Source organism: Micrococcus terreus, assembly GCF_900116905.1.
GTDB lineage: Bacteria > Actinomycetota > Actinomycetes > Actinomycetales > Micrococcaceae > Citricoccus > Citricoccus terreus.
In genome coordinates, this window is record NZ_FPCG01000014.1 from 1 (window position 1) to 26,618 (window position 26,618).

At 66.1% G+C, this 26,618-nt stretch carries 26 protein-coding genes, 1 tRNA gene and 1 pseudogene; 10 read left to right on the forward strand and 18 right to left on the reverse strand.

What is annotated here, in order from left to right; genetic code table 11:
- On the forward strand, nt 1–357 hold a 357-nt coding region (locus BM355_RS12980), incomplete at its 5' end, for a transposase (RefSeq protein ID WP_143109508.1).
- Nucleotides 358–848: 491 nt separating this feature from the next.
- On the opposite strand, the gene BM355_RS12990 is transcribed toward BM355_RS12980, so the two are convergent.
- The 6 genes and pseudogenes from BM355_RS12990 to BM355_RS14835 all read right to left on the reverse strand — a co-directional run bounded on the left by BM355_RS12990 (nt 849) and on the right by BM355_RS14835 (nt 6,803).
- Complete coding sequence (locus BM355_RS12990) at nt 849–1,682, reverse strand: hypothetical protein (RefSeq protein ID WP_143109509.1); 834 nt, start codon at nt 1,680–1,682, stop codon at nt 849–851.
- Between the two features lie 335 nt (nt 1,683–2,017).
- Entirely contained in the window at nt 2,018–3,718 is a 1,701-nt protein-coding gene (locus BM355_RS12995; protein WP_091699374.1) for an ABC-three component system protein, read from the reverse strand.
- Nucleotides 3,705–4,049, reverse strand: a complete 345-nt coding sequence (locus BM355_RS14965) for an ABC-three component system middle component 6 (protein ID WP_375545017.1) — start codon at nt 4,047–4,049, stop codon at nt 3,705–3,707. Before BM355_RS14965 ends, BM355_RS12995 begins: the two co-directional genes overlap by 14 nt.
- The gene (locus tag BM355_RS13005; protein WP_218154349.1) at nt 3,943–4,896 is read right to left on the reverse strand and encodes an ABC-three component system protein; all 954 of its coding nucleotides are present in this window, start codon (nt 4,894–4,896) and stop codon (nt 3,943–3,945) included. The genes BM355_RS14965 and BM355_RS13005 overlap by 107 nt, the downstream gene beginning before the upstream one ends.
- Nucleotides 4,897–5,502: 606 nt before the next feature.
- A pseudogene (locus BM355_RS13010) lies at nt 5,503–6,342 on the reverse strand (IS256 family transposase).
- A gap of 74 nt (nt 6,343–6,416) precedes the next feature.
- On the reverse strand, nt 6,417–6,803 hold the full coding sequence (locus BM355_RS14835; protein ID WP_281247586.1) for a transposase: 387 nt from the start codon (nt 6,801–6,803) through the stop codon (nt 6,417–6,419).
- 479 nt (nt 6,804–7,282) lie between these two features.
- Between BM355_RS14835 and erm the strand changes: the two genes are divergently transcribed.
- Nucleotides 7,283–8,110 carry a 23S ribosomal RNA methyltransferase Erm gene (gene erm / locus BM355_RS13015; RefSeq protein WP_091699377.1) on the forward strand — a complete coding sequence of 276 codons (828 nt, stop codon included), beginning with the start codon at nt 7,283–7,285 and terminating at the stop codon, nt 8,108–8,110.
- Nucleotides 8,107–8,586: a helix-turn-helix transcriptional regulator gene (locus BM355_RS13020; protein WP_245760820.1), complete on the forward strand. Its 480-nt coding sequence runs from the start codon at nt 8,107–8,109 to the stop codon at nt 8,584–8,586. Before erm ends, BM355_RS13020 begins: the two co-directional genes overlap by 4 nt.
- Here BM355_RS13020 and BM355_RS13025 read toward each other — a convergent pair.
- Nucleotides 8,567–9,163 carry a TetR/AcrR family transcriptional regulator gene (locus BM355_RS13025; RefSeq protein ID WP_245760821.1) on the reverse strand — a complete coding sequence of 199 codons (597 nt, stop codon included), beginning with the start codon at nt 9,161–9,163 and terminating at the stop codon, nt 8,567–8,569. The genes BM355_RS13020 and BM355_RS13025 overlap by 20 nt on opposite strands.
- A gap of 59 nt (nt 9,164–9,222) precedes the next feature.
- Between BM355_RS13025 and BM355_RS13030 the strand changes: the two genes are divergently transcribed.
- A complete protein-coding gene (locus BM355_RS13030) occupies nt 9,223–10,215 on the forward strand; it encodes a GNAT family N-acetyltransferase (RefSeq protein ID WP_245760822.1) in 993 nt (330 codons plus the stop codon).
- Between the two features lie 82 nt (nt 10,216–10,297).
- Here BM355_RS13030 and BM355_RS13035 read toward each other — a convergent pair whose 3' ends face one another.
- From BM355_RS13035 to BM355_RS14210, 6 genes are all read right to left on the reverse strand, one after another.
- Nucleotides 10,298–10,594 carry a hypothetical protein gene (locus BM355_RS13035; RefSeq protein WP_091699385.1) on the reverse strand — a complete coding sequence of 99 codons (297 nt, stop codon included), beginning with the start codon at nt 10,592–10,594 and terminating at the stop codon, nt 10,298–10,300.
- Between the two features lie 15 nt (nt 10,595–10,609).
- The gene (locus tag BM355_RS13040; protein WP_091699388.1) at nt 10,610–11,449 is read right to left on the reverse strand and encodes an RNA polymerase sigma factor; all 840 of its coding nucleotides are present in this window, start codon (nt 11,447–11,449) and stop codon (nt 10,610–10,612) included.
- Nucleotides 11,450–11,512: 63 nt separating this feature from the next.
- On the reverse strand, nt 11,513–12,619 hold the full coding sequence (locus tag BM355_RS13045) for a helix-turn-helix domain-containing protein (protein WP_091699390.1): 1,107 nt from the start codon (nt 12,617–12,619) through the stop codon (nt 11,513–11,515).
- Entirely contained in the window at nt 12,616–13,593 is a 978-nt protein-coding gene (locus tag BM355_RS13050) for a DUF2637 domain-containing protein (RefSeq protein WP_245760823.1), read from the reverse strand. Before BM355_RS13050 ends, BM355_RS13045 begins: the two co-directional genes overlap by 4 nt.
- A gap of 155 nt (nt 13,594–13,748) precedes the next feature.
- Nucleotides 13,749–14,543, reverse strand: a complete 795-nt coding sequence (locus BM355_RS14205; protein WP_143109510.1) for a DNA-binding response regulator — start codon at nt 14,541–14,543, stop codon at nt 13,749–13,751.
- A gap of 26 nt (nt 14,544–14,569) precedes the next feature.
- Nucleotides 14,570–14,821 carry a helix-turn-helix domain-containing protein gene (locus BM355_RS14210; RefSeq protein WP_143109511.1) on the reverse strand — a complete coding sequence of 84 codons (252 nt, stop codon included), beginning with the start codon at nt 14,819–14,821 and terminating at the stop codon, nt 14,570–14,572.
- A 112-nt stretch (nt 14,822–14,933) separates the two neighbouring features.
- Here BM355_RS14210 and BM355_RS14970 point away from each other — a divergent pair, with 112 nt between their 5' ends.
- Nucleotides 14,934–15,257 carry a helix-turn-helix domain-containing protein gene (locus BM355_RS14970; protein ID WP_425435638.1) on the forward strand — a complete coding sequence of 108 codons (324 nt, stop codon included), beginning with the start codon at nt 14,934–14,936 and terminating at the stop codon, nt 15,255–15,257.
- On the opposite strand, the gene BM355_RS13065 is transcribed toward BM355_RS14970, so the two are convergent.
- Nucleotides 15,219–15,291, reverse strand: a tRNA-Asn gene (locus tag BM355_RS13065). The two genes, BM355_RS14970 and BM355_RS13065, sit on opposite strands and share 39 nt — an antisense overlap.
- A gap of 121 nt (nt 15,292–15,412) precedes the next feature.
- Here BM355_RS13065 and BM355_RS13070 point away from each other — a divergent pair.
- Entirely contained in the window at nt 15,413–16,057 is a 645-nt protein-coding gene (locus BM355_RS13070) for a PepSY domain-containing protein (protein ID WP_177227962.1), read from the forward strand.
- A gap of 87 nt (nt 16,058–16,144) precedes the next feature.
- On the opposite strand, the gene dnaG is transcribed toward BM355_RS13070, so the two are convergent.
- Nucleotides 16,145–18,112 carry a DNA primase gene (gene dnaG / locus BM355_RS13075; RefSeq protein WP_091699396.1) on the reverse strand — a complete coding sequence of 656 codons (1,968 nt, stop codon included), beginning with the start codon at nt 18,110–18,112 and terminating at the stop codon, nt 16,145–16,147.
- Between the two features lie 177 nt (nt 18,113–18,289).
- Nucleotides 18,290–19,669 carry an MFS transporter gene (locus BM355_RS13080; RefSeq protein WP_091699398.1) on the reverse strand — a complete coding sequence of 460 codons (1,380 nt, stop codon included), beginning with the start codon at nt 19,667–19,669 and terminating at the stop codon, nt 18,290–18,292.
- Between the two features lie 114 nt (nt 19,670–19,783).
- Here BM355_RS13080 and BM355_RS13085 point away from each other — a divergent pair, with 114 nt between their 5' ends.
- Nucleotides 19,784–20,653: an NAD-dependent deacylase gene (locus tag BM355_RS13085; protein ID WP_091699400.1), complete on the forward strand. Its 870-nt coding sequence runs from the start codon at nt 19,784–19,786 to the stop codon at nt 20,651–20,653.
- Nucleotides 20,654–20,738: 85 nt separating this feature from the next.
- Here BM355_RS13085 and BM355_RS13090 read toward each other — a convergent pair whose 3' ends face one another.
- Entirely contained in the window at nt 20,739–22,127 is a 1,389-nt protein-coding gene (locus tag BM355_RS13090; RefSeq protein WP_425435637.1) for a deoxyguanosinetriphosphate triphosphohydrolase, read from the reverse strand.
- Complete coding sequence (gene dusB / locus BM355_RS13095; protein WP_091699404.1) at nt 22,120–23,334, reverse strand: tRNA dihydrouridine synthase DusB; 1,215 nt, start codon at nt 23,332–23,334, stop codon at nt 22,120–22,122. Before dusB ends, BM355_RS13090 begins: the two co-directional genes overlap by 8 nt.
- A 90-nt stretch (nt 23,335–23,424) precedes the next feature.
- Here dusB and BM355_RS13100 point away from each other — a divergent pair, with 90 nt between their 5' ends.
- The 3 genes from BM355_RS13100 (at nt 23,425) to BM355_RS13110 (ending at nt 26,553) form a co-directional block, all read left to right on the forward strand.
- Complete coding sequence (locus tag BM355_RS13100) at nt 23,425–24,453, forward strand: LLM class flavin-dependent oxidoreductase (RefSeq protein WP_091699407.1); 1,029 nt, start codon at nt 23,425–23,427, stop codon at nt 24,451–24,453.
- Nucleotides 24,454–24,726: 273 nt separating this feature from the next.
- Nucleotides 24,727–25,443, forward strand: a complete 717-nt coding sequence (locus BM355_RS13105; RefSeq protein ID WP_091699409.1) for a hypothetical protein — start codon at nt 24,727–24,729, stop codon at nt 25,441–25,443.
- A gap of 141 nt (nt 25,444–25,584) precedes the next feature.
- Entirely contained in the window at nt 25,585–26,553 is a 969-nt protein-coding gene (locus BM355_RS13110; protein ID WP_091699412.1) for a hypothetical protein, read from the forward strand.
- Nucleotides 26,554–26,618: the final 65 nt, after the last annotated feature.

A 26,618-nucleotide genomic window follows, 5' to 3' on the forward strand; every position in this document is an offset into this window, starting at 1 on the left:
CTGGCCGAGATCCACGTTCCCCGGCCCGGCCCCGGGGCGGCGCGGACCCGACCGGAGGCGGTGATCGCGGACCGGGCCTATGCCACCGGGGTGATCCGCACCGAACTGCGTCGCCGCCGAATCACCGCGGTGATCCCGGAAAAGCGCGACCAGATTGCCGCCCGCCAACGGCGGGGTAGTCGCGGCGGGCGACCCCCGGCCTTCGACGGGCAGGCCTACCGCGGGCGCAACGTCGTGGAACGGAACTTCGCCCTGGCCAAGCAATGGCGCGGCTTGGCTACTCGCTACGACAAGCTCGCCATCACCTACCGCGCCGCCCTCACCGTTTGCGCCATTCTCACCTGGCTACGCGCATAAGGGAGACACGCCCTAGAGAGTGGGCCACCAGGACGCAGCGCCTGCGCAGGGGCATCGGAAGCCGGCCCAGCCTATCCCTGAGCTCCTTGACGACCGGGTGGGGACGCCGGACGACCTGGCGCAGCGGAACCTGCTCCTGGGGCTCCTGCGGCACTACGACAGGCTCTCGCGTCTCGGCCGGCGCCGGGGAAAGCTCCTGAGTCCCTAGTCTTGCAGGACTCCCTGCACGGCGCGTTCGTGGAGCCGGTGGCCTCTCGGCCTGCTCGACCTCACCCGCGTACCTGCCGTGCTCGACGTAGTACCTGCCCGTCTCCGTGAGCTCGGCCGTCCACTTCCCGCCCGGGCGGCGGACCTTGACGAGGCCGCGCGCCGCCAGCGCGGCGGCGCTCAGCTTCATCTCCGGCCGCGGCGGGTCCTGGGAGCCACCCGCGGCGAGCCAGTCGAGCACCTCACGCTGGGCGTCGTTGACAGGACGGGGAGTCATCCGAGAGTCAGTCGGCCTGCCAGGACAGCGGCGCCGTGGTGTCTAGCGTCTCCCGGGCTCCCGTGGCGAGGTTGACCGCAAACCGCAGCCTGTCCTGCGGCGCCCTGGTCCTATCGGGATGATTCAGGAGAGCGAGGCTCCGCGAAACGTCGAGCTGCACTCCCAAATGCGTCACACCTGCAGCGAGGAGTTCTGCAACGAGCGCAGGAGCGTCCTTGGATGGGAAGCTCTTGTACTGCTTGTTGCGGGTCTCTGGGAAAGACCGAATAAGCATGGCCTCGGCCACGGTCACGAGCTTCGCCTGATCGGCCAACGGGCCGTCTGGCTCCGTCATCGCTTGCATTGCCATCCGCGCGATCTCTTCCCTGTTGTCGGGGCCGATGCTTCCGGAGAGTTCTCGACCCTGCACCGCCGCATCCAAGACGATGAGCGCCACTGTGGAGTTGGGATACAGGTCTCCGACCTGAGCCAGCACGCGCTGGACCGTCTCGTGGCCCTCACCGATTCTCTCGGCAGCCGTGCGCTCACCCTGCTTCCCGAACGACTGACCGATGTACTCGACGCGGTACGTGAAGAACTTGCGGAGCGTCCACTCATGCCAGTGGTCCATGTGCTGGCCCGGCCTCCAGTCGCGAGCCAGGACACGGCGGGTCAGGTCCACAGCGTTTGAACGCTGATTCTCACCCTGCTCGTCCACCCAATTAACCGCGCCGTCGACCAAGCGCGTGCCCTCGCGAGGAAGAAGGTCGAAAGGCACGGGGATGGTGCGCGGCTTGAATTGCGAGCCGTCGTGGAAGCGTGTCTCCATCTTCCAGCCGTCGGGCCGCTGGATAAGGTCCACGATTTCAGTCTTCGGCCCGACGAGCACGAGGTACAAGTAGGCACCGTGGTCGTGAGCCCACTGCACGAACCGGTCGTCGTACACCTCAGACGGCAGAAGGGCTCGTGACCAGTAGTTGGTGACAGCCAGCAGGGATTGCGGCTCGGCCAGATCGTCTGCAGTGACGTACCTCCATCGCCGGGCGCAACCTCTCGCTACGAGGATGCTATCGAACAAATCTGCCTAGATTCCCGATCTATGCGGTGCACCAATCGGGACTCATCACCCGCGGCATAAACTCCAGCGCGGCGAAGGGCTTGCTATGCCTCTAGAGGTATCGTGCCACCGGACAGGAGTTAGATGAAGCGGAACCCGAACAGCCCGCCTTCTTCCCCCGAGTCGGTGAGCACCGGATCGATAACGTAACTCCGCCGGTCGAATCCTTCGGATTCAGCGGCTGTCAGACGATCCGAGTTGAGTGTCACGACGTACTGGAACCCAACCTCATCTGCCAGCCGAGCGCCAATGTTGAGACAAGAAGCGATTTGGCGATCGTCCATAGAGTCAAACAACTGACTGTCGTGTACCAAAATTCGTGGGGCACGACCGAGTTGAATTGCCGTGACTGTGCACACCATGTCAAGCAGGAAGGTCTTGACACCTAGAATTCCCGCTGATGCATCACCATCAATCTTCGGCACAACTTTCAGCACGCCCTTGCGTGTAGCTTCAATCAGCAAAGAAACGTTGCGGTCGGCATAGATCTCTTCGCCGAGCTGCTGAAACAAAACAATGGCTGATTCCAGAGGAAGCTCGCGGTCTGCGATCTCAGTTCGAACGCTCGATTCGGCCTCGGACATCATTGCGCGCAGGCGGATCCCGGTGTCGCTGACAGACTGCACAAGTTCGAGTTTCCGCTCCAGATCAGCAACAAGAGCATCCAGATCTGTGAGTTCACGTTCAGCGCTTCGGAATGTTTCCAATGCCATTGAGTCGTTCAATAGATTCATGATGCTCGAGCGTCGCTGATCGAGGGCCTGACGTTCCGAGTTGACCTCCGCCAAGCGCTGAGTGACGGACAGAAGCTCTGCTTGAAGGTACATTTGCCGATTTCGCACTACCGAAGCATGAAACTCAGCGACCTCGGCGAACCGGTGGGTTGCAGCTCCTGGCAAGACGATGCCGACCTCCGCATACATACTCTCCAGTTGCTTGGCTAGGTCCGTCCCTGCAACTGCTGGACGCTCTTCTGTCATTGCAAGTTCAAGGTCACGCTTCCGCCGTTCAAGCGAGAGTCCTTCATCGTTGAGCTCTCTGATTGCGTGGGTCAGACGGTCTGCATCCGCCTGGTGGTCGGCATACTGCTCGTCGACTCTGAACCCCGAGAGATTGGACTCCAAACGCGACCGCTTCTCACGCGCCTGAGCCAAACGGGCGCGCAGTTCCGGCTCACTGAGCGTGATAGCTCCGATTGCACCTTCGGAGATGGCCTTACTGAGTGCCTTTCGATTCTTCTCCAGCGCGGTTACTTCGCCTGCTTTCGCGAGAATTTCAGGGGAAAATCCGAGGAAGAAACCCATCCGGGTGCCGGACTCCCAATCGGACTCGACACGATGAGTCTTGAGCGGATCACCGAAGTAGTCGCGGGCGAGCTGTCCGAACAATTGGCCCACTGTCGGCCTTCTGACAGAATCGGGAATACCTAAAATTGCAGAGAGTTCACGTTTCCAGTCATCAACGCTAGTCGTGGCACCATCAATATAGACCTTCGTTTGCGGCGAAATAGGCCTTTCCACTCGGCTAATCCCTGCCGACTCTCCGAGGTCAAGTTTTGCCCAGAAGGAGTGTTTGGACAATGCCTCAACCTTAAGGCTGTCGGCAAGACCGCCGCCGAGCAGGTAGCGCATGATTCTGACGAAACTGGTCTTACCCGCCCCATTCCGGCTATCCCCGGACGTAGATTCGGTCGTTTTGTCCGCGAGTAGGATGTTCATCCCCTCGTGAAACCACAGCCGCTTGAAGCGCGAGTCGGACGAGCCTAGTTCATGCAGAAACATGCCGTCTCACCAACTGCCCAGATTCATTCCAGGAAACTGCATCAATCGCAAACAACATAGACAATGCCAAGGCGAACCAATCGAAGGTGACCTTGGAGTCTCCGCGAACCTCACTTGAGTACTTCAAGAACCGCTCCCAAAGCCCCGACACGGTTGCGGGCGATTCCAAGAGTGAGATCAGGCTTGCCCCAATGGTCAGCAAAGCACGCTGAGGCTCGATGCCTTTAGTTGGTAGCAACATGCCGCACCTCGCCTCCAGCATTGTCAGCAGGCGGCTCCTCAAAAATGTCACATGAGTCAAAGAAGTAAGCCGTGACGGCGTATACGGCATTAGCCCGCTTCGTGGACAGATCGAAGTCCTGCCCACCAAGCGCCCCATAGACTCGACGAACAATCTCGCGCACGTCCCTTGTAGCCTGTCGAGCCTCTTGGTAGATGACACGGAAGCGTTGAGCTTTCTCATCACGCAACGCAGGATCTGCCTGTTCGGAGAACCATTTGTCGATACGTGCCGAAAGCAGCCTTCCCGCATTGAACTCTGCCCTCGTAGTCTCCGGGAGGTTATTGAAGTCCATCTTGGTGGAGGGGACTGGACGGATGGATTCGATGTGGTCAGGGCCATCTCCGTCTACATCCTCCAGAGAGAGAATGAGCTCCACAAGATCGGCAAGCTCCACGTTCTCGGCATGCGGGACGCCTGGGATTACTTCATCTAGCTGCGCTGGAGTTAGCTTGTCAGCGGCCTTCCACCACAGATCGTCAACCTGCCAGATCTCGATAGTGATGGGACGTTGCGTTCCCGACGCGTGCTGTTGTCGCAGAGCTAGGACACTCTTCGTCGGCAAGGGGCCAAAGAGAGCGTTCGTGACGAACCGCCAAGTTGAGAAGCCGTTCCAACAAGCGAGCCCTCTGGCGAAGTCAGACTCCAGCTTGTCCTTAGTCTTCTGGTCAACGCCGGTAGTGGCTCGCTGCCCATAGCAGGCGTATAGGATCGATCCGTTGTCAGCGAGTCCGTCACAGCCCCCGTCGCCGTGCTTGCCCATCGGGGCTGGGTTCAGGTAGTCACTGTGGAGGCGGGCTAAGAGCGCCGTGGCGTAGTCCTCGAAAGCATCACCGGAAGCGATGCACCGCTGGTCATGTTTTGCTCGATACCAGCTCTTCCATGCGGAGTCGATCATGGGCCGCACCCCCTTCCCGTAGGTGATCTGCGCGTTCGACAGAACGGTGTCGCCCTATGAAGGTTGCGCCACCTTGTCAACCAAGTCTAGCTGTCCACCCTCTGCCATCGTCTTCCCCGTCGGTACGTGTTGCCGCTCGTCAAGGGCATCCCCAAGGCGAGCCGACAGAGATCTGAGGTCACAGAGAGTTGGGCTCAGAGTTGAAGCGGACGCTCCATGCGCCGTTCAGGCCCCGTCTGGGGGTTCTCGACACGGGTGCGAGGCAACATCCTTAACGCTGTTTCGGCCCGGGCACGGTCGATCCTCTGCGCCGTGTCTTCGGGCTGGGCGCCGAGCGGGGTGGGGTCGGTGATCTGGTAACGGTCTCGGTAGGCGGCGACGACCAGGGAGCGGCGTCGCCACTGTCGCCGCTCCCGCCCACTGGTGGGTGTCGGTGTCGCGCGTCAGACTTAGTGGCAGGGCCGTTATGTAGGTCCTGAAGGAGAGTCAGACATGGGTAGACCACCCTCGATTCCGGCGGAGAAGAAGACCCGGATAGTGCTGAGCGTGCTGGCCGGCGGGTCAAGTCCCCTGAAGTGGTGTAACGGTCTGATCCTTCGTGGGGGGTCAGGCGCTGAGGCCGAGGTTGAGTTGGGTATCGGTGTGCACCTCGTCTTCGGTGTTGGTCACGGTGGTGAGGCGGCAGCGGGCCAGGACTTCCAGGCCGAGGTAGCGGCGGCCTTTGGCCCATTCGTCGGTCTGCTCAGCCAACACCGCACCCACTAGCCTGACGATCGCCGCCCGGTTGGGGAAGATGCCTACGGAGTCGGTGCGGCGGCGGATCTCTCGGTTGAGCCGTTCGGCCGGGTTGTTGGACCAGATCTGGGTCCAGACGTCCTTGGTGAACGTGGTGAAGGCCAGGATGTCCGCCCGGGCGGCGTCGAGGTGCTCAGCCACGGCCGGCAGCTTCTCGCTCACGTAGTCCAGGAGCCGGTCGAACTGGGCGTTGACCGCTGTGGCGTCGGGCTGGTCGTACACGCTGTGGAGCATGGCCTTGACGGCCGGCCACATGTTCTTCGCCGGTGTTGCCCATCAGGTTCGCCGCGTAGTGGGTGCGGCAGCGCTGCCACGTCGCTCCGGGCAGGTTCGATTACGAATGGCGCCCTTGAGTCCGGTGTGGGCGTCACTGGTGACCAGGCGGACCCCGGCCAGGCCGCGGGCGACCAGGTCGGCGAAGAACTCGTTCCAGGCCGCACCCGTTTCGCTGGTGGCCACCCGCAGGCCGAGGACCTCGCGGTGGCCGTCAGCGTTGACGCCGGTGGCCAACAGCACCACGGCGTTGACCACGCGCCCGCCCTCGCGGACCTTCATCGTCAGCGCATCGGCCGCTACGAACGTAAACGGGCCGGCCTGGCCCAGGGGTCGGTGGCAGAAGGACTCGACCTGTTCGTCCAGTTCGGTGGCCATCCGTGAGACCTGGGACTTGGACAGGGCGTTGATGCCCAGGGTCTTGACCAGCTTGGGGGAACCGCCCGCTGCGATTATCGCGAAGCGTGCAGCGGGGGAGCCATCCGTCGGGTGCTCACCCCGGCCAGGTAGCAGTCCGCTACCACGGTGATCAGCGCCGACTCCGCTCTCTTCCTGCGTTCGAGCAGCCAGTCCGGGAAGTACGTGCCCGATCTGAGCTTGGGGACGGCCACGTCCAGGGTGCCGACCCGGGTGTCCAGGTCCCGGTGGCGGTACCCGTTGCGCTGAGCAGTGCGCGAGGAGCTGGGCTTGCCCCACTCGGCACCGACCACCGCGTCGGCATCCGCGGACAGCAAGGTGTTGATCATGGTCTGCAGCAGGTGGCGCATCATGTCCGGGGACGCTTCGGACAGGGCTTCGCCGAGCAGGCCGGCAGGGTCGAGAATATGAGGAGCGGTCATCGTGATGACTCCATTCGAGGATTCTGTGGAAGGTTGACTCGTAGGATCACACGGTGGCCGCGTCCACGTCTGAGACGACATGCCCGACCACCGAGCGTTACACCACTATGCGGGACTCAACTGCTGGCGCAGCCTCCCAACCTCGATCTGCAAGAGGCGTGGCAGATCTGTCGAGGTCTCTCACGGAACGAATCATGATGATGCCGAGGCTCTGCGGCCGTGGGTTAGCTCGGGATTCGTACTGGCCAGCATTGATACGAATCTCCGCGTCTTTGGGCAGAGACGGGATATTGAGTCGCTGACCGGCAGCGGGGTCACCTACGCTGGTGGGCATGTTGTTCTACGGCACTGCTTCGCTGCGTCTGCGCAGCCGCTAACAGCGGCGGGCAGCCTCCACAGGTTGTTGCTCCCGCACCCGGTGATCACGGCCGGGCGGCTCTTTCAGCGTGCCCGGCTCCGCAACAACCACGGAGCAAACAGTGCCTACCTATCGAGGTGGCCGTCATGAGCACGGCCAGAACTTCCTGACTGACCCATCCACCATTGCCACGATCACACGGCTCGTGGCTGCCACCGAGGGCCCGATCATCGAGATCGGCCCCGGTGACGGAGCACTCACCACCCCGCTGGCCCAGCTCGGGCGACCGGTGACAGCCGTCGAGATCGACACCACGCTCGCCCAAGGGTTGACCCAACGACTCCCGTCGCACGTGGAGGTCGTCGCCGACGACTTCCTGACCTACCGGCTTCCAACATCTGCGCATGTGCTCGTCGGCAACCTGCCGTTTCACCAGACCACGGCCATACTGCGCCGCATCCTGCACTCCCCGGCATGGACCGATGGAATCGTGCTCGTGCAATGGGAAGTCGCGCGGCGCAGAGCGGGCGTCGGCGGTGCCACGATGATGACGGCGCAATGGGCGCCTTGGTTCGAGTTCACGCTGCACAGTCGTGTTCCCGCTCGCGCGTTCACCCCGCGTCCGGGAGTCGACGGCGGAATCCTCACCATCCACCGTCGCGAACATCCGCTGCTGTCCCCGACACGGCGACGCCAGTTCCATGCCCTAGTCCACCGCGTCTACACCGGCCCCGGCCGCGGGCTGGCCCAGATCCTCGCGCGCACCACCTCACTCGGGTCACCACAGACCGCACAGGCGTGGCTGACACGCCACGGCATGACCGCTGCAGGACTCCCGAAGGACATGCCCGTCGAGGCATGGGTGGACTTGTTCAAGACCACCGGTTCGTCACCGCCTGCACACCGTGCGCAGACGCAGCAGGTGAAGTCGAGGAGGCGCCGTCGATGACCATCGCTGCGCGGCACCAGGCCTGCCGCTACACGTCAACAGCTAGGAGTGCCACGGAGCACCGTTCCGGTGAAACATCCACAGAACTGGCAGCGCGGCTGCTCACAGAAGCACCTCAACGGGATTGGCAGCTCCGTGACCTTGCCGCGCTGGTTCACCTCTCGGTGTCACAGCTGGGCAGAGCGTTCACACAACGATTCGGGATGCCGCCCATGCGGTACCTGGCTCACATTCGGGCCCATCGGCTGGCTGAACTCCTGGTCGAGACTGATCTTCCAATCGGCGTCGCCATGACAAAAGTCGGGTGGCGCAGCCGTGGGCATGCCGCACGGCAGTTCACCGACGTCGTCGGGATCAGCCCGTCCGAATATCGGCGCACTGCGATTGGGCGCACTCTCACGGAGCCCAGCCCGTGGCCATCAGCAACCCAGGGCAGCCCCGAATCAAAAGGCCCCCTCACGACAGGAGTGCCGTGATGCCGTCGGAGAGAATCTCGCGTGGGCTGATGTGGTGCGTCGCGTGGAGCCGCGCATAGGTAGGAGCTTGGTCAGGGTCAATGGCGACGCGCTTCTCGTCAGACGCCATGGGTACGGTCAGCGAAGCGCCAATCACCAGGTTGGACAATCGGTAGGCAGTTCCCAGCGGATCCGGGGCACCCGCTTGTTCGAGCAGGACGCACATCCGCTCGGAAAGGGCCAGGTACGCCGGGCCCCTGGGAGCGCGCATACCGATGACCTGACCGGCCCACCGGTGGGTCGTGAGGTGCGCGAAGAAGGCGTGCATCAGGGCAGGCAGGTCGGCGTTGCGGATCGACTCGGACATCACGGGATCGTCTGCAAGCGCTGTGTCGAGGGCAAGGTCGAACAGATCGTCGACGGATTCGACGCGGGAGTACAGGCTGGCTGGAGCGACACCCACCTGTTGCGCCACAGATCGCAGGGTGAGGGCCCTCAACCCGCCTTCGTCCAGCAGCCTCACCGATGCCCTCGCAACCTCCCCGATGTCCACTGCGCGGAGGCGTCGCACAGGTTTGCGGTGTTCCCAGTAGCTCACCCCACCAGCCTAACCAAACACGCTTCAGTTAGCTATCCATTCTATGTTAGGTTTAGCGCATGCTGGATGCCACCACCCTCCCGATCACCTCTGAGAACACTCGCCTACGCCCCCTCTCTGAGTTGGACGCAGACGCGTATGCAGCCGGCACCAAGGATGAAGCTGTGCGGCGCTTCGGCCACCTGCCCGAGTCCGACTACACCCCCGAGTCCGTGCGACGGATGATCCGTGACGAGGTTGCTGAGGGTCTATCGTCCGGCACGCTGGCAGTCCTCGCACTTGCCGACGCCGAGACGGACCGGTTCGTGGGCTCCTTGGTGCTCTTCGACGTCAGCTCCGAGGTTGCCGAGGTCGGGTTCTGGATTCATCCGGATGCGCGGGGAGCAGGGCACGCTCGTCGGGGCCTGGAGTTGGCATCGCGCTTCGCACGCAACAGTGGACTGCGAACCTTGACAGCACGCACGCTCCTGGAGAACAAGGCCTCCCAGCGGTGCTTGACGACCGCAGGGTTCCATGAGATCGAGCGAGCCGTCGGGACCACGCCCGCAGGACAGCGCGAGGAACTATTCCATTACCGGCGCGATCTCAAGCCCACCGCCCAGTGGTCGTTGGCGACGGAGCGGCTTCGGCTCCGTCCGCATAACGCCGACGATGCCGAATGGCTTCACGAGCTGTACTCGCGACCCGACGTTGCCCGCTACCTGCTGGACGAGCCATGGACCGCGGAAGTCACCCACGACAAGCTCACCGAACGCCTAGCGAAGACTGACATCGATGGCAAGACTGGCGCGCTTGCGCTGGTCATCGAACATGACGGCGTCCCGATCGGAGACGTCGCGTTGTGGCTCACCAATCACGAGCACCGTCAAGGCGAGATCGGGTGGGTCCTCGACCCGGACCACGGTGGGCAAGGTTTCGCCAGCGAAGCCGTCCGAGCAGTACTCGCCCTCGGGTTTGACCACTACCGGCTCCACCGCATCACCGCGGAGATGGATGCCCGCAACAGCGCCTCGGCAGCAGTGGCTCGATGCGTCCTCACTGTTCGTCCGTGAATACCTGATACCGCGGTCCCATCGACGTCACCCGACTAGGCTGCCGCGAGTCACGCCACCCATAAGGCAGACAGTCCCTAGCTCAGAGGCCGGCCAGGATCCAGAACGGCACCAGCCACAGCATCAGCACGGCCAGAGCACACAGCCCGATCCCCACCCGCCCCATCTGCGTGCTGGCCCACTCAGGGACGAGCCGCTGGACCCTCCCAGGAAGCGGGGCATCGATCTTGGCCAGGACCCACCCCTGGCGCCACTGAGCCAGTCGCAGGCGCGCCCGGTCACCACGCCCCAGCCGCTCTAGTGCCTCCTGAGCTTCCTCTGTCCGTACTGCTGGGTCGGTCTGGGCCGTCTCCATCGTGTTCTCCTGGATCCTCGTCATCTTCTGCTCCTTGTCTCAGGCTGCGTGCGTGCTCGGGCCTGTGGTGGTCAGCACCGTGGCTGCTACGCGCAGCAGGTGCTTGACCTGTGCCAGGTACTGACGGGCTGTGGACTGGCTGAACCCGGTCGCCTTCATCACATCGCCCACCGTCACTTCGTCCATCCGCCCACCGGCCTGGGCGCAGACCATGGCGGTCTGACGGATCCAGTTACCTGTCTCCCCTTCCTCGGGCAAACACTCGATCAGAGTGCGCATTGTGGCCGGACGGCCCTGATCCGCCGCCTGCTGGGCTTTCATCACGATCTGACAGCACCGCATCAGCTCCCGCCGAGACTCCCGCAAAGCGTCCTTGGAGACCCCCAGAGCCCGTGACGCAGCCTGCAGGTCATCACCAAAGACCAACACCAAGGCCATCGCCCTGGCCGTGGCCTCCCGCGATGAGATCACTTCCTCTACCACCGAGAGCACCCGGGCCAAGGTCTGCCGGGCCTCCAAGGCATCCACCGTCACCCCGGCGTGGTCCTCCACCACCAGGGAGGCCGATGAGGCCATCCGGGAGGTGGCGATCTGCTCCGCCTGGTTCTGCAGCACCCGGTCTCGCTCGACCGAGCGCAGATGATCCACCGCCCGCCGTCGGGCGATAGTGACCACCCAGGCATGCAAGGTGCCCTTGTCCTGATCGAACCGATCCCGCACACGCCAGGCCGATTCCCAGGTCGCCTGGGCCACATCAGCCACCGTCTCCGGGTTAGCCCTTGCACCCAACGTGGACCAGATCACCGGGTGGATGCTCTGCACCACATCAGCCAGGACCTCACCGTCCACCGACTCGGCGCTCTGCTTCGTCTTGCTCATTTTGCGTTCCCTCCGCCAGCAGCCGAATCGTGGTTCCCTGCACGATCAGCCCCCAGCTCGTCCCTACGTGGACAAGTGCTCCAGCACTCGCTTCCTCAACGACTCCGGCAAGGCATCCAGCCTCTCCGGCGACCACTGAACCTGATCGACATCCGCCGGCTCCTGAGCCACCAGACGGGCTTCCAGCCGGCACTGGTGGCAGTCCTGGCCCGACCCGTCATAGGCACCCCGATGATCCGGGTTCGTGCACGGCACCGGCTCCTGCCACCGCTCCCGAGCCACCGGGACTACCCCAGGCTGGGCCTGTGCTGCCCCACGAGGGGCCACCGGCCGGGCCTGCCAGGCAATGGCGGCATCGATCAGCACCCCGTCCAGGTCCGCGGTCAATGCGCTGGCCACGTACCGCGTCGGATGCTTCACCCGGCGGTCACCAGCACGATCCAAGACCACATCCACCACGGCTCGCACGTGCTCGGCCTCGACCTGGGTGGCCAGATCGGGCACCAGCTCGAAGAGCTGGGCCAGATCCACACCCCGATGAATCAGATCATCATCCTCATCAGCTCCGGCACCCGGCCCCACCTCAGCCCCGCCACGGATCTCGACCAGATGATGATGATGATTCTTCTGATGGTTAATCCGCGCGCGTTCCTTTAAGTGCGCACCACCCGGATTTGCGCCTGAGTCATGCGTCAGGTTGCGCCTAAGTGACTCATCCGCAATATTTGCGCCTCGCGTGTTCTCGCGGTTTCCGGACTCAGGCGCAAAATCTGCGTCTCGCATGTTTCCGGGGTTCCCGGACTCAGGCGCAATATTTGCGTCTCGCGTGTTCTCGCGACCGGCAATTTCTGCGGGTGAGTCATTCTCGGGGGCACCAGCGAACCGATCCAGCGCAGTCTCATGCAGGTAGTACCGCACACCAATACGTCCCCGACCCTGCCCATACAGGTTCTCCACAGAGATCAGCCCCAGCTCCCGCAGACGCTTGAGCTGTGAGGTAATCGTGCGCTCGGACTGATTGGAGTCCAGAGCCAGCTTCGTAGCCGTCGGGTAGCACGACCACTGCTCATCGGCGTGGTCTGCCATCAGCATCAGAACTAAGACCTCCCCGGGCCGCAGAGTCCCAGTCGCGCCGCACTTACGTGCCCAGTTCATGGCCTCGTTGCTCATGCTTCACGCCTCTCCTGCTCGTCATCCGACGCACCTATAGATTCCGACCCCTCGAAGACCTCGGGCTGGGACCGACGCAGCGCCGCCAGCCGCCGCCGCCACGTGCGGTCCGACATGCCGAACCGCCCGACCAGCATCGCTGCGGTAACCTCGATGCCCTGAGCTGAGTGCTCAGCGACGAACCGCGCCACCTCTCCCATGTCGCTGGATCCCGCGCTGTCGCTGCTGGACGGCTGGGGAGCCACCACGCGCAGGCCTGCCGCCCTCTCGCCACGTGATCCGTTCTGACGAGCCGGAGCAGGATCCTCCTGGGTCTGGCGCGGGCTGGGCTCGGATGGTGCCGTGGTGGTCCGCTTGACCTGGACCTCTCGCTGGGCCCGGACCAGCTCGACCTCAGTCAGATGCTTCTCGCGCTCCAGCTCAGCGGCCCGCTGAGCCATCTCCCGTTCGTGGTCCATCTTCATCTGGGCCTGTTCCTGCTCGAAGCGCATCCGATCCATGGCCTGCTGATGCTCAGCTCGGGCCTGGTCCATCCGCGCCAACTCACGCAGCTCTGCACGACGAGACTCCGGGTTCTCCACGGCCACCCGCGAGAGTTGCTCGGTAGCCACGAAGATGGCCACCGGCACCATCCCGGCGATCACAGCACCCACCACGGCCTGCCAGGCCACATCGTGGGGTGCGGACCAGGCATGAGCCGCGTTGGCGAACACGGACAGGGCCGTGAAGGTCCCCAGTGCCGCCCAAGACGCCCAGGTGCTCTCACCCCTGGCCTTGTGGACCAGCACCGAGCCGGCATAGACCAGGATCGCCAAGTCGATGAAGACCGGGACCGCCCACCACATGTACGGGGGGATCCCCAGCCACTCAGCCACCTGGTACAGCGCAGAGAAGGAGATAGCGAACGCGACCACACCCGCGATGACAACGCCGCCCACTACCAGGCGGATGAATCGACCGTCATCTGGGTTCACTCGGCGCGCAGTGGTAGTCCCCGACACCGAGTCAGTGATAGCTTGAGGGCCATCCAAGGATGGATACCCCTCCACGATCCTTGTTGATGGAGCAAGGCCCCCGGCGTCCCGCAAAGCTTCCGGGGGCCTTGCCGTATCCAGATCCAGATGCGCGTTCACTTGGCACCCTCCAGTTCCGCCAGCACACGGTCCAGCTCATCCACCGTGTCTCGAATGTTCGACTTCAAAGCCTCGGAATGCTCGCCCGTCAGACGGCCGCTCAACGTCACCAGGACGTTGCTCAGAGTCCGCACACCACGCGAGGTCACATAGGCCACCTCATGCAGACGCTCGTCCGGCACAGGAGCCTCCCCGGTCAGCGGTGAGACCAGACCAGAGACCTGACCGGCCAGCTTGATGGTCATCGGCAAAGCAGCAGCACCGGACCCGTCAAACTCCCGAAGAACCCGAGCCACATGCTCACGGCCCTCCCCCGCCCGTTCAGACAGATCCAACGGCGTCACGCCCGCCTCAGCGACCGGACGATCCAACGGGTCCACCGAATCAACTCTCGGCTTCGTCCGCGTCGGTGCGTAGGACTTCCCATCCTGGCCCTGAACAGGAACCGCGCTCTCAGGTGTTCCGTTCGGAACACCTGAAGCCTTCTCAATTTCTCGGTGGACGCTGGCGCTGCCAAACAAAAACGCCCGGGATATCGCTCGCACGCTCATGCCTGCCTCACGCATCGACGCAATTACCTGAGATTGGTCCTCCCGAGGGGGACGGAGGTGGAGATTTCCAAACTCTCGAGTTACGTAGTCATCCCAAGACGAGTATCCGAGAGCTGCCCAAGCCCGCCCTTTGTATGCAGCCTTGATCCACTGGTACACCCCTTCCAGTCCTGTACGGATCTGGTCAGTTAGGTCGCGGGCAGCCTCCGGAGTCAGCGCATTGAACGTCAGTTCGTCCACGGTGTCGCTTGCTGAGAGAGTCCTCATCACGAAGTCACCGATGCGTCGCCAACTTCGATGAGTTCGTCCACGCCCGCCGTCAGCGTGGAGAAAGGTACGTGGAGGACACCCGAAAGAAGAACTAGCTCTCCCGCTCGGAAATCCACCTTCCCGTTCATCCGATTGGCCATACCGCCCGGGGTCATCCCCAAACGGGCTGCTGCTTGCGCCTGCGTCATGTCGTTGCGGCCAAGTTCTGCGGCGATGTTCGCCCGCAACCGCCTTTGATATGTCCTCATGGCGCACACGTTATCCGCTAAACGGATGGCGAATCAAGCGTTCACTTCCTGTGTCTGCAATTCTCTTTCGATGCCGTTGACCTGCGTGCGCTCTGCGCGTATCGTTTGCGGCATGACGACCGAAGCAATCCCCACCGTCGATTACAGCGAACTTGTAGGACGAGAGATCAAGGCATGGCTTGCCCGTCGAGGACTCAATCAGTCAGACCTCGCAGAAGAGCTGGGCTTAGTCCAGAGTGGCGTCTCGAATCGGCTCCGTGGTCGAACGCCGTTCACTCTCGACCAGTTGATCCGCATCGCTGGCCTGCTTGAAATCTCCCTTGCGGAGCTACTGCCGCATGAGGTTCTGCACGAGAAAGGCCCCCGTTCCGCACCGCGGAACGAGGGCCTTCAGAAGCTCCCCCGGTTGGACTCGAACCAACAACCCTTCGATTAACAGTCGAATGCTCTGCCAATTGAGCTACGGGGGATCGACAGCAGAAGAGACTGTACCAGCCTTCGGGCCGTGGCATGAAATCGAGACTGGCGGACCCCTGGGTGCCGGCTGCACGTTCTCATGGAACGCTCATGCGCAACGGGCAGGATGGGGTCATGACGAAGAACACCGCGACCCAGTCCCTGACCGCCAAGCCGCTGCTGTTCACCGGCACCGGGGTGCTCGCCCTGGCCCTGCTGACCGGCTGCAGCACCGCCGCCGATGACCCGGCCACCACCCCCGCCCCGGAGCAGGCCACCACGTCGGCGCCGGCCGAGGCGGAGTCCACGACCCCCGCGACCGATGAGTCCGGCACTCCGGCCGATGAGCAGCAGCCCAACGCCGGGGGCAACGACCCGGTGTTCGACGCCATCGCCGCCGTGACCGCCGAGCATGGCGACGGCTTCATCGTCAGCATCGACCGCGACGATCGCGATGAGCACTACGAGATCGACGTGGTCGTCGGCGAGCAGGTCCTGGACTTGAAGGTCGGCCTGGACGGGACCATCACCGAGGACGAGCAGGACAGCGACGACGACGACATCCAGAAGGCCCAGCAGGCCACCGTCGACGCCGAGACCGCCCTGAAGCGCGCCTTCGAGAGCCGCGCCGAAGGCCTGACCGTGGATGATGTCGAGCTGGACGAGGACGACGATCGCCTGGTGTGGGAGATCGACTTCGACGACGCTGACGGCAAGGACTCCGATGAGGTCGTCATCGACGCCCAGGACGGCTCCGTGGTCCGCGATTCCGCTGCCTGATCCTCCGTTCCGTCTGATCTGGACTGAACCGCTCTGACCAGAGCTCCACAGGCCCGGTCCCGTCCCTGACGGTGGCCGGGCCTGTGCTCAGTCCCGAGCGCGCAGGGAGCGGCGGGTGACCTCCAGCTCCACCAGCTGGCGGTTCAGGGAGGCGAACTCCTCCGGGTCCCCACTGGGTCCCATCCGCTGCAGCCGCCCCATCAGCTCGGCCTTCTGGTGAGTGATCTGCAGCTCGAAGAGCCGGTTCATGATGTCCCGGCAGTACCGGACCAGGTCCTCGTCCGTGCGCGCCGGCAGCGCCGTCACGGCCAGCTCGGAGACCAGCGAGGCCAGCTCCGCCGGAACCTCCTCGCGCACCTGCTCCACCCAGTGGGCCGGAGTGGCACCTGCCCGGCCGGCCGCCATCACCCCGGAGTGCACCGCAGCGTAGGCCGGCACCTTGAACTGGGCAGCGTAGAAGGACTGCCACTGTTCGGCCGAGAGCATGGTCGGCTGCTGCAGCACCACCTCCAGGGCCTCCTTCTCCATCCGCGCCGCCGGGTCCCGCAGATCCGGCCTGAACGGGGTGGCCGGGCTGCGGGAGGGCTCCTCCGCGCTGGGGCCGGACCCTCCGGTCATGCCTCGGTCCGGACCTCCTCCTCGGGCGGGGTCCGGCCGGCCGGGGCCCTCCCCAGACTGCCCCGACGACGGCCGGTGGGTGGGCGGACCATGGCGCCCCAGCGCGGGGTCGGCTCGCAGTGCGTCCTGCACGGCCCGGTGCACCATGGAGGGATCCATGCCCAGCCATCCGGCCAGTTCGCGTTCATATCCCGGCCGGAGCACGGAGTCGCGGATCCCCGCCACGATGGGCGCCGCGTGCCGCAGTGCCCCGGCACGCCCTTCCACGGTGTTCAGATCGAAGTTCTTCATGCCCGTCTGGATGGCGAACTCGAACAGCGGACGGCGGGACTCGATCAGGGCCACCACGGCTTCAGGGCCCTGCTGCTGACGCAGGTCACAGGGGTCCATGCCGCTGGGCTCCACGGCCACGTAGGTCTTGGCCAGGAAACGGTGGTCCTCCTCGAAGGCACGCAGGGCGGCCTTCTGACCGGCGGCGTCGCCGTCGAAGGTGAACACCACCTCTCCCCCGGTGCCGTCATCCGAGATCAGCCGGCGGGCGATCTTGATGTGGTCGGCCCCGAACGCCGTGCCGCAGGTGGCCACGGCGGTGTCCACCCCGGACAGGTGCGCGGCCATCACATCCGTGTACCCCTCCACCACCACGAGCTGACGCTTCTTGGCGATCTGCCGTTTGGCCAGATCGATCCCGTAGAGCACCTGGGACTTGCGGTAGAGCTGGGTCTCCGGCGTGTTCAGGTACTTGGGGCCGGGGTCGTCCTCGAAGAGCTTGCGTGCGCCGAAGCCGATGGTGGATCCGGTCATGTCCCGGATGGGCCAGGTCAGCCGTCCGCGGAACCGGTCGTAGATCCCGCGCTGGCCCTCGGAGAACAGTCCGGTCAGCTTCAGCTCGTCGTCCCGGAACCCCTTGCCGCGCAAGTGCTTGAGCAGCCCGTCCCAGCCCTTCGGCGCGAAGCCGACACCGAAGTGGGCGGCGTGTTCGGCGGTGAATCCGCGTTCGCGCAGGAACTCCTGCCCCACGGCCGCCTCAGGCCCCTTCAGACCGGCCTGGAAGAACTCGTCGGCGATCTTGTGCGCCTCCAGCAGCCGCTGCCGCCGCCCCACCTGGTCCTTGTCCGGGCCGGTGCCGCCGTCCTCATAGTGCAGTTCCACGTTGGTCTGCGCGGCCAGTCGCTCCACCGTCTCGGAGAAGGAGGTGTGCTCCATCTTCATCACGAAGGAGATCACGTCCCCGGACTCACCGCAGCCGAAGCAGTGGTAGGTGCCCACCGATGGGCGGATGTGGAACGAGGGGCTGCGTTCGTCGTGGAAGGGGCACAGCCCCTTGTACGATCCCACGCCGGCGGTGCGGAGCGTGACGTAGCCGTCCACGATCTCCTTCAGGTCCGCGCGCTCCCGGACCAGATCGATGTCCTCGCGTTTGATCAGACCTGCCATGCCCCCGAGTCTAGGTCCGCCGCCGAGCCTGATCTGCCCGGACGAACGCCCAGGGCCCGGACTCGTGGATGAGTCCGGGCCCTGGGTCCGCAGTGCAGGAGTCACCCCCGCCGCTCCGGCGGGGCGCTCCCGGTGCCGTGCGCTGGGAGGTGCCGGCCGTCGTCGGGAATCCGCAGGTCAGCCGTCCTGACCGGCGGCCTGGTCCTGCAGGGACCGCTCGTCCCGCCGTACCGTCTTCAGGGCAGACGCGGCCACACCGCCCAGGGCGCCCACCGCGGCGAAGGCGAAGAAGCCCCACGGGTAGGCCAGCCCGGCGGTGAGCAGGGTGCCTCCCACGATCGGGCCGGAGATCGCGCCCAGGCGTCCCACGCCCGCGGACATGCCCAGGGCCGTGCCGCGCACCTTCGGCGGGTAGTTGGTGGCGGTGAAGGCGTAGATCAGGTTCTGGGCCGAGAACACGAAGCAGCCGTTGATGAAGACCATGATGTAGATCCCCAGCAGCGGCATCTTGATCGCCAGGGCGGCCAGCAGGGCGGCCGAGCCGATGAACCAGATGATCGCGGCGTTGCGCGGGGTGATCCGGTCCCCCACCCGTCCGGCCACCAGCAGGCCGGCCACGGCACCGGCGTTGAGCACCACCAGGAAGCCCAGCGAGTTGCCGAGATCGTAGTCTGCGGCGCGCATGATCTGCGGCAGCCAGGTGTTCAGGCCGTACACCAGCAGCAGGCCCATGAACGAGGCGATCCAGACGAGCACCGTGTTGCGGCGGTAGCCACCGGAGAGCAGCAGCGCCGCCCCCTGCTTCTCGCCCTGGCCGTCTCCGAATCGCTCCGGATGCGCATCGGCGAAGGCCCGCTCCGGGTGCTCGTCCACGTCCACGCCGTAGTGTTCGGCCACGGTCTTGGCCTCGGCCACGCGCCCCTTGGAGGCCAGGTAGTCCGGCGACTCCGGCAGGAAGAGCCACATCAGCGGGACCAGGACCAGGGAGGGCAGTCCACCCAGGAAGAACATCTCGCGCCAGCCGGTGGCCGTGGCGGTGGCCGCCCAGATGGCCAACAGCGCGGTCAGCACGGCGCCCACGTGGTAGCCGGTCATCACCAGGGTGGTGGCGTGGGAGCCCTTCCGATGGCCGGCGAACTCGGTGACCATGGAGATGGCCGTGGGCAGGCAGCCGCCCAGCCCCACGCCGGCCAGGAACCGCAGCAGGCCCACCGTGAAGCCGTCCTGGGCGAAGCCGGTGACGAAGGTGAGCACGGAGAAGGCGATCACCGCGCCGATCAGCAGCTTGCGCCGGCCGAACCGGTCCGTGGCCCAGCCCATGCCGAGCGCACCGATCATCATACCGACCAGTCCGGCCGTGGCGATCACGGTCCCGGTGGCGTTGTCGATCCCCATGGTGGGGTCCTCGGTCAGCTTGGGCATGATGGCGCCCAGGACCACGGCGTCGAAGCCGTCCATCAGCACGGCCAGCCAGCACAGTGGTGCGACCCAGCCGCGACCGCGCAGGATCAGGTTCGAGGTGCGGCCGGCAGGAGCCGCAGCAGGTGTTGTGGACATACGGATGCTCTTCCGGACAGGGGGTGACGGCGGAACGAGCGTGAGGCCAGTCACAGGGTCGCGGTCCAGCATATAGGACGTACACCAACCAGTGGAGTGTGCCAGGGTGGAGTCATGACATCAGACCGGTCAGACCAGGACGTCCCGACGACGGCCCCGCACCTCCCAGCAGAGCTCGCCGAGGCGGTGCACTCGGCCCGGCGGGTGGTGGTGCTCAGCGGAGCCGGGATCAGCGCGGAGTCAGGGGTCCCCACCTTCCGCGACGCCCAGACCGGCCTGTGGGAGAGGTTCAGCCCGGAGCAGCTGGCCAGCGAAGACGCCTGGTGGGCGGACCCGGCCCTGGTGTGGAGCTGGTACCAGTGGCGGGCGCGGATGGTGCGGGCCTGCGCGCCGAACCCTGGTCATCAGGCAGTGGGGCGCTGGCAGCGGGCCCTGGCTCGTGAGGGCGGCTCCCTGCAGGTGGTGACCCAGAACGTGGACGATCTCCACGAGCGCGGCGGAGCCGAGGTGGTCTCGCACCTGCACGGCTCGCTGTTCGAGTACCGCTGCGCCGAGTGCGGCGAACCCGCCGAGCATGATCCCGGGGTGGCTGGAGCGCGCGAGGACGGCGCGGCCCTGGCCGGCCACGAGGACGATCTGGAGCAGCTGATGCGCGTGCCGCCTCCTCGGTGCGGGCACTGCCAGGACGGACTGCTGCGGCCAGGGATCGTCTGGTTCGGGGAGATGCTGCCCAGTGAGGCCCTGGAGCGCGCCTACACGGCACTGGAGCAGTGCGACCTGGCCGTGGTGGTGGGCACTTCGGCCGTGGTGCAGCCGGCGGCCTCGCTGCCGTTCGTGGCGCTGGGAGCCGGCGCGGCCGTCGTCGAAGTCAATCCTGAGGTCACCGAGTTCAGCTCCGCGGCGACCTGGCACCTGGCCGGCCCCGCGGGAACGGTGCTGCCCGCCCTGGCCGACCTGGTGGATCCGGCCATCCCTCACCCCTGATCACGTGTACGGCGGAGGTCGAGACGCGCCGAGGGAACCTGTCCGGATCGTTCACGTGATCGGAGGGGGGTGAGGGACCTGCGTCCTACACCCAGACGCGATGGAACTGCTCGCCGCGCACCAGGGTGGCGTGCCACTCCAGTGCGGTGGAGTCGGTCAGCGAGGCGACCTGGTCGATCACCACGCGGCGCCGAGCGGAGTCGTCCTGCGCCTCACGCCAGTCGGCGGCGAACATGGGGTCCAGGTAGAGGTCCTCGGTGGAGAGCAGCAGCTGGACCAGCTCGGTGAGGATCTCGCGCTGCCGGGCGTAGAGGGGCTGACGGGCCTCGGCGGACATCACGTAGGCCGCGGCGATCCCCTTCATGGTGGCGATCTCCACCTCGGTGTCCGGCGGGACGATCACCTCAGCGTCGTGCCGGGTCAGCGGCTCGTTGCCGAACACCTCGCGCGTGGCGTCGAACGCTGCGGTGCTGAACCGACCGATCAGCTGACTGGTCATGTCCTTCAGGGCTGCGGCGGCGCGGCGGGAGCCATCGGCCTCCTCCACCCACACGGGGGTCTGCTCGAGCCGAGCCAATGCCTCCTCGACCACCTCGGCCTCGGTGCGCGGCAGGTACCACTGCTGGGTGCACTCGATCACGCGGGCACGCTGGGCGGGGTCCCGGAGCCAGTTCAGCTGGAACTGCCCGTTGACGATCCCGTCCTCCACGTCATGCACCGAGTAGGAGATGTCATCGGCCAGGTCCATCACCTGGGCCTCCATGGACCGGCGACGCCCGGACACCCCGTGCCGGAACCACTCGAAGACCGTCAGGTCATCGGTGTAGACACCGAACTTGCGGCTGCGCGAGCCGTCCGGCTTCAGCGGCGCCTCGTCACGCGTCCAGGGGTACTTGCAGGCGGCGTCCAACGAGGCGCGCGTGAGGTTCAGGCCCGCCGAGCGGCCGTCCTCGAACGTCTTCTTGGTCTCCAGCCGGGCCAGCAGGCGCAGGGTCTGGGCGTTGCCCTCGAACCCGCCGATGTCCTGGCACAGCGCGTCCAACGCCTTCTCACCGTTGTGTCCGAACGGCGGGTGGCCGAGGTCGTGCGAGAGGCAGGCGGTGTCCACCACGTCCGGGTCGCAGCCCAACGAGCGCCCGAGCTCACGGCCCACCTGGGCGACCTCCAGCGAGTGGGTCAGCCGGGTGCGGGCGAAGTCGTCGGCGTCGGGCGCCACCACCTGGGTCTTGGCCCCCAGTCGGCGCAGAGCCGAGGAGTGCAGCACGCGCGCGCGGTCCCGTTCGAAGTCCGAACGGTAGGAGCTCTTGGACGGCTCCGGCAGCCACCGCTGACGGTCCCACTCGGTGTAGCCGGGGGTGGCCGTGGGTCGGCCCGCATAGGGCGGCCGCCCCTCCGGACCGAAGAGTGCCCCCTGCTGCCCGGTGCGCGCGCCGCCCTGGGCTTCCCGACGACGGCCACTCACCTGATCAGCCACCGGAGACATCCAGCTCGGCCGCCTGGATCATGGCCCGCTGGTCCTCGTTCAGCTCTCGCGAGGCCAGCCAGCCGTCCGGCAGGTGTGGGCGCTTGGGGGCGCCGGCGCGGCCCCGCGGACCTTCGGCGTCGGGTCCCGGGTACGGCGCAGTCCGGTCCAGCTGGGCCAGCAGGTCACGCAGCTGGGCCAGGTCCATCACCTGGGCGAGGTCCGCGCGCAGTTGACCGCCCACCTGATAGCCCTTGAAGTACCAGGCCACATGCTTGCGGATGTCCCGCAGGGCCTTGGCCTCGTCGCCACTGAAGGTGTCCACCAGCAGCTCAGCGTGTCGGTAGAAGGAGTCGGCCACCTGGCCCAGGTCCGGACGGAAGCGGTGGTCCGAGCCCTCGAAGGCGGCCTGGATGTCCCCGAACAGCCAGGGCCGGCCCTGGCAGCCGCGGCCGATCACCACGCCGTCCACGCCGGTGCGCTCCACCATGGCGATCGCGTCCTCAGCGGACCAGATGTCACCGTTGCCCAGCACCGGGATGTCCGGCAGGGCCTCGCGCAGCCGGGCGATCGCGTCCCAGTCGGCCTGACCGGAGTAGAACTGCTCGGTGGTGCGCCCGTGCAGGGCCACCGCGGCCACCCCCAGGTCCCGAGCGGTGCGTCCGGCGTCCAGGTAGGTCAGGTGGTCCTCGTCGATCCCGCGGCGCATCTTCACCGTGACGGGGATGTCCTTCTTGGAGGCCTCCCGCACGGTGGCGGCGATGATCGAGGCGAACAGCTCCGACTTCCAGGGCAGGGCCGAACCGCCGCCGCGCCGGGTCACCTTGGGCACCGGGCAGCCGAAGTTCAGGTCGATGTGATCGGTCCGGTCCTCCTCCACCAGCATGCGCACGGCATGGCCGGTGGTGACCGGGTCCACCGAGTAGAGCTGGACCGAGCGGGGGGTCTCGTCCGGGTCGTGGTGGATGATGCGCAACGACTCCGGCCGGCGTTCCACCAGGGCACGGGCGGTCACCATCTCATTGACGTACAGCCCGCCGCCGTACTCGCGGCAGAGCCTGCGGAAGGCCGTATTGGTGATCCCGGCCATGGGGGCCAGCACCACGGGCACGTCGATGGTCAGAGGCCCCAGCTTCAGCGGGGGCAGGTTCAGGCGCCCGGGCGCGGTGGAGCCGGGGCGCGTGAGAGTGGTCTGGGAAGCGTCAGTCACGGCGGTCATCACCGTCCATTCTCTCAGAGCGGCACGGATCTCAGCGCCCGATCGGCCGCACTGTGGAAGAACTCTCACCCACGGGGCGTTGCACCGAACATGAGCACTATGAAGCGGATCGGATTCCTGAACTTCGGCCACTGGAGCGCCGTTCCCGGGACCCGCACCCCGGACCCCGCCGCCACCCTGACCCAGACCGTGGAGATGGCGGTGGCCGCCGAGGAGGCCGGACTGGACGGGGCCTGGATCCGCTCACACCACTTCCAGCACATGATCTCCTCCCCGTTCCCTCTGCTGGCCGCCATGGCAGCCCGCACCTCGACCATCCAGCTGGGCACCGGGGTGATCGACCTGCGGTACGAGAACCCGCTCTACTTCGCCGAGGAGGCCGCCACCACAGACCTGATCTCCGGTGGACGGCTGCAGCTGGGCATCTCCCGCGGATCCCCCGAGGCCGCACGGGACGGCCAGCACCAGTTCGGCTATGACCTCCAGCCGGATCAGAGCTGGTCTGATCTGGCCCAGGAACGCGGTCAGCGGATCCGCCAAGCACTCTCCGGGGAGGGGATCGCCCAGGCCGACCCGGACTCCGGCTGGGCTCCGCCGGGCTCAGACCGGCTCTCCACCCAGCCCCAGTCCCCCGGCCTGCTGGGCCGGCTGTGGTGGGGATCGGGCAACACCGCCTCCGGTGTCCGCGCCGGTGAACAGGGCTACAACCTGGTCTCCTCCACCCTGCTGCTGCAGGACGACGGCCGCCCCTTCCACATCCAGCAGGCCGACCAGCTGCGTCAGTACCGCGCGGCCTACGCCGCCTCCGGTCACACCACCGGCGGCATGACCGCGGTGACCCGCTCGGTCTTCCCCGTGGTCACCGACACCGATCGCCTCTACTTCGGCGGACGCTCCAGCCGAGAGGACTCCGCCGGCATGTTGGAGGGAGGCCGGGCCCGGTCCGGACCCACCTACTCCGGCACTCCCGAGGAGGTCGCCCAGATGCTGCGGGAGGACGAGGCCGTCCAGGAGGCCGACTGGGTGCTGATGGCCAATCCGAACCAGCTGGGCGTGGAGTACAACGCCCACCTGTTCCGGCAGTGGAACGCCGTGGCCACGGAACTGGGCTGGCGCTGAGTCCGTCGTACAGTGGTCGTGGTCACACGATCGCCGAGGGGGCGATCGTCAGGAGGGATCCCCATGCACAGCCCACGTCGCACTGCTGCTTCAGCCGCCTCCCATCGGACCCTACCCCGCACCCTGGCGACCGGGCTGCTCACCCTGAGTGTTGTCGTCGGGATGTCCGGATGTGCCGCAGGCACCGATCCGGAGCCCGCTCGGACCAGCTCCCCGGTCCATCCCAGCCCGAGTTCCTCCTCCACGCCGTCGACGCCGAGTCCGTCAGGGACGGTGGACCCTGACCGGTGGATCGACCTGGAGCAGGAGCTGCCGACCGGCGACTTGGATCCTCACTCCAGGCAGACCTATGAGGGCGAGCCCCGGCGGCTCGACGACGTCCATCACCAGGACTGCCTGGACGCCTTCGCGGACGGCCAGCAGGTCCCGGAGCGGGAGGGTGAACCGGATCAGGGCGTGAGCCCGTGGACCGCCGCGGAGACCACCGTGGTGCCCGAGGGATGGAAGCTGTGCAGCCCGGGGGCCCTCTCCTCGTTCGCGGTTCCTGCCGACTTCACGCCCGAGGTGGAGCTGGGCAAGGGCGATCGGGTGTACATCCGGGTGCTGGACGGCAACGGCCGCCTCATCGGCGGGCTGAAGGACGTGGGCGCCGGAAGCCCGTCGCGCGAGACCGGGCTGCTGCGCGTGGTGGACATCCAGCGGCTGCCCTCCATCACAGCGCACGGTGGCGAGACCGCCTATCTGAGAACCCTGGTGGTCCAGGCCCGGTCCGGGCCCCAGCTGCTGGTGGACATGGTCTCCGCGCCGTTCGGCGAGGACCCGGGCTCGCTGGATGTGTGGGACCTGGCCATCTCGGAGGAGGGCCGCCGGGCTCTGGTCTGGGCGGCTGTCCCCCTGGCTTCTCCGGCGGATGCCGACCAGGTGATCGACTCTCGTCTGCACGAGGTGCTGCAGCAGATGGTCAGCTCCTTCCGACCGGTCCGATCGTGATGTCCGAACACGGACCGTGACACGTCCGTGTTCGCATCGGTACCCTGCCGTTGCCGCGATGTGGTGGACATCACTCGGAGGTTCCCTAGGGTGGAAGACGGTGGCCTCAACGCGCCACCTGTCTAGGGAGGGACCCTTCTCATGCAGTACCCCATCCACCAGCCCACCCGCTCGCAGCGCCTCCGCCGGCCCGGACGGACCGTCGCGGCAGCCGCGGCCCTGTCCGCCAGTGCGCTGGCGTTGACCGGATGCGTGGACGCTGGAGATCCAGCGCCCACCGAGTCCGCCTCGCCGACGGACACGGCATCACCGACCGCCTCGGCCACCCCCAGCCCCTCGGAGTCCGCGTCCGAGACACCGACCTCGTCCGCCTCAGGCTCAGCGACCGAGTCGCCCACCGAGACCCCCGAGGCCGGCGCCATCGACCTGGACCAGGAGCTGCCGAGTGAGGATCTGGAGTTCGGCCACTACGACGGACCGCCACGAAGAATCGCCGACGTGAACCACCTCTCCTGCGTGGAGGCGCTTGCCGGCGAGGCCGACGTCCCCGAGATGGAGCCGGGTCCGGACGAGGAACTGAGCCTGTACAGCCAACTCGGCGACATCTCGGTGACTGAGGGCTGGAAGCTGTGCCCGCCGGAGGGCGTGGCCTACTTCGGCGTTCCGGCCTCTTTCTCGGTGGAGGCCGAGCCGGGTGAGCGCAGCTTGAGCACTCTGCGGATCTTCGACGCCGACGGTCAGCGGATCGGGGGCCTGATGGACGTCGGCACGGGATCCGATGCCGGTGCGACAGAGCTGATCAAGGTCATCGAGATCGAGGAGGTCCAGTCCTCTCCCTCCCACGGCGACGAGACCGCGTATCTCCGCTCCCTGGTCGTCGAAGGCACCTCTGGTCCGCAGCTGCTGGTGGACCAGGTGTCCTCAGCGGCTGGCGAGGACCCGGAGAGCCTGGACGTCTGGGATATGGCCTATGGCGGCCCTGAGGGGCGGGCCCAGGTCTGGGCAGCCATTCCACTGGAGTCGGCGGAGGACGCCGACGAGGTCGCCGACTCCCGCATGCACGAGGTGCTGCGCCAGATGGTCGGCTCCTACAGCCCGGCCATCCAGTAGACCGGCACCTCACGAACGCCACCAGGTGAGGGGCACCGTTCCGCGCGGACCGTCCCACCGGTGCG

Excerpts from the sequence above, each read along its gene's own strand:
- BM355_RS12995 (WP_091699374.1), bottom strand. The coding sequence starts at position 3,718 with ATGTTTCTGCATGAACTAGGCTCGTCCGACTCGCGCTTCAAGCGGCTG.
- BM355_RS14965 (WP_375545017.1), bottom strand. The coding sequence starts at position 4,049 with ATGCCGTATACGCCGTCACGGCTTACTTCTTTGACTCATGTGACATTT.
- BM355_RS13005 (WP_218154349.1), bottom strand. The coding sequence starts at position 4,896 with ATGATCGACTCCGCATGGAAGAGCTGGTATCGAGCAAAACATGACCAG.
- BM355_RS14835 (WP_281247586.1), bottom strand. The coding sequence starts at position 6,803 with ATGACCGCTCCTCATATTCTCGACCCTGCCGGCCTGCTCGGCGAAGCC.
- BM355_RS13020 (WP_245760820.1), top strand. The coding sequence starts at position 8,107 with ATGACCATCGCTGCGCGGCACCAGGCCTGCCGCTACACGTCAACAGCT.
- BM355_RS13030 (WP_245760822.1), top strand. The coding sequence starts at position 9,223 with ATGCTGGATGCCACCACCCTCCCGATCACCTCTGAGAACACTCGCCTA.
- BM355_RS13035 (WP_091699385.1), bottom strand. The coding sequence starts at position 10,594 with ATGACGAGGATCCAGGAGAACACGATGGAGACGGCCCAGACCGACCCA.
- BM355_RS13040 (WP_091699388.1), bottom strand. The coding sequence starts at position 11,449 with ATGAGCAAGACGAAGCAGAGCGCCGAGTCGGTGGACGGTGAGGTCCTG.
- BM355_RS13045 (WP_091699390.1), bottom strand. The coding sequence starts at position 12,619 with ATGAGCAACGAGGCCATGAACTGGGCACGTAAGTGCGGCGCGACTGGG.
- BM355_RS14210 (WP_143109511.1), bottom strand. The coding sequence starts at position 14,821 with ATGAGGACATATCAAAGGCGGTTGCGGGCGAACATCGCCGCAGAACTT.
- BM355_RS14970 (WP_425435638.1), top strand. The coding sequence starts at position 14,934 with ATGACGACCGAAGCAATCCCCACCGTCGATTACAGCGAACTTGTAGGA.
- BM355_RS13070 (WP_177227962.1), top strand. The coding sequence starts at position 15,413 with ATGACGAAGAACACCGCGACCCAGTCCCTGACCGCCAAGCCGCTGCTG.
- dnaG (WP_091699396.1), bottom strand. The coding sequence starts at position 18,112 with ATGGCAGGTCTGATCAAACGCGAGGACATCGATCTGGTCCGGGAGCGC.
- BM355_RS13080 (WP_091699398.1), bottom strand. The coding sequence starts at position 19,669 with ATGTCCACAACACCTGCTGCGGCTCCTGCCGGCCGCACCTCGAACCTG.
- BM355_RS13085 (WP_091699400.1), top strand. The coding sequence starts at position 19,784 with ATGACATCAGACCGGTCAGACCAGGACGTCCCGACGACGGCCCCGCAC.
- dusB (WP_091699404.1), bottom strand. The coding sequence starts at position 23,334 with ATGACCGCCGTGACTGACGCTTCCCAGACCACTCTCACGCGCCCCGGC.
- BM355_RS13100 (WP_091699407.1), top strand. The coding sequence starts at position 23,425 with ATGAGCACTATGAAGCGGATCGGATTCCTGAACTTCGGCCACTGGAGC.
- BM355_RS13110 (WP_091699412.1), top strand. The coding sequence starts at position 25,585 with ATGCAGTACCCCATCCACCAGCCCACCCGCTCGCAGCGCCTCCGCCGG.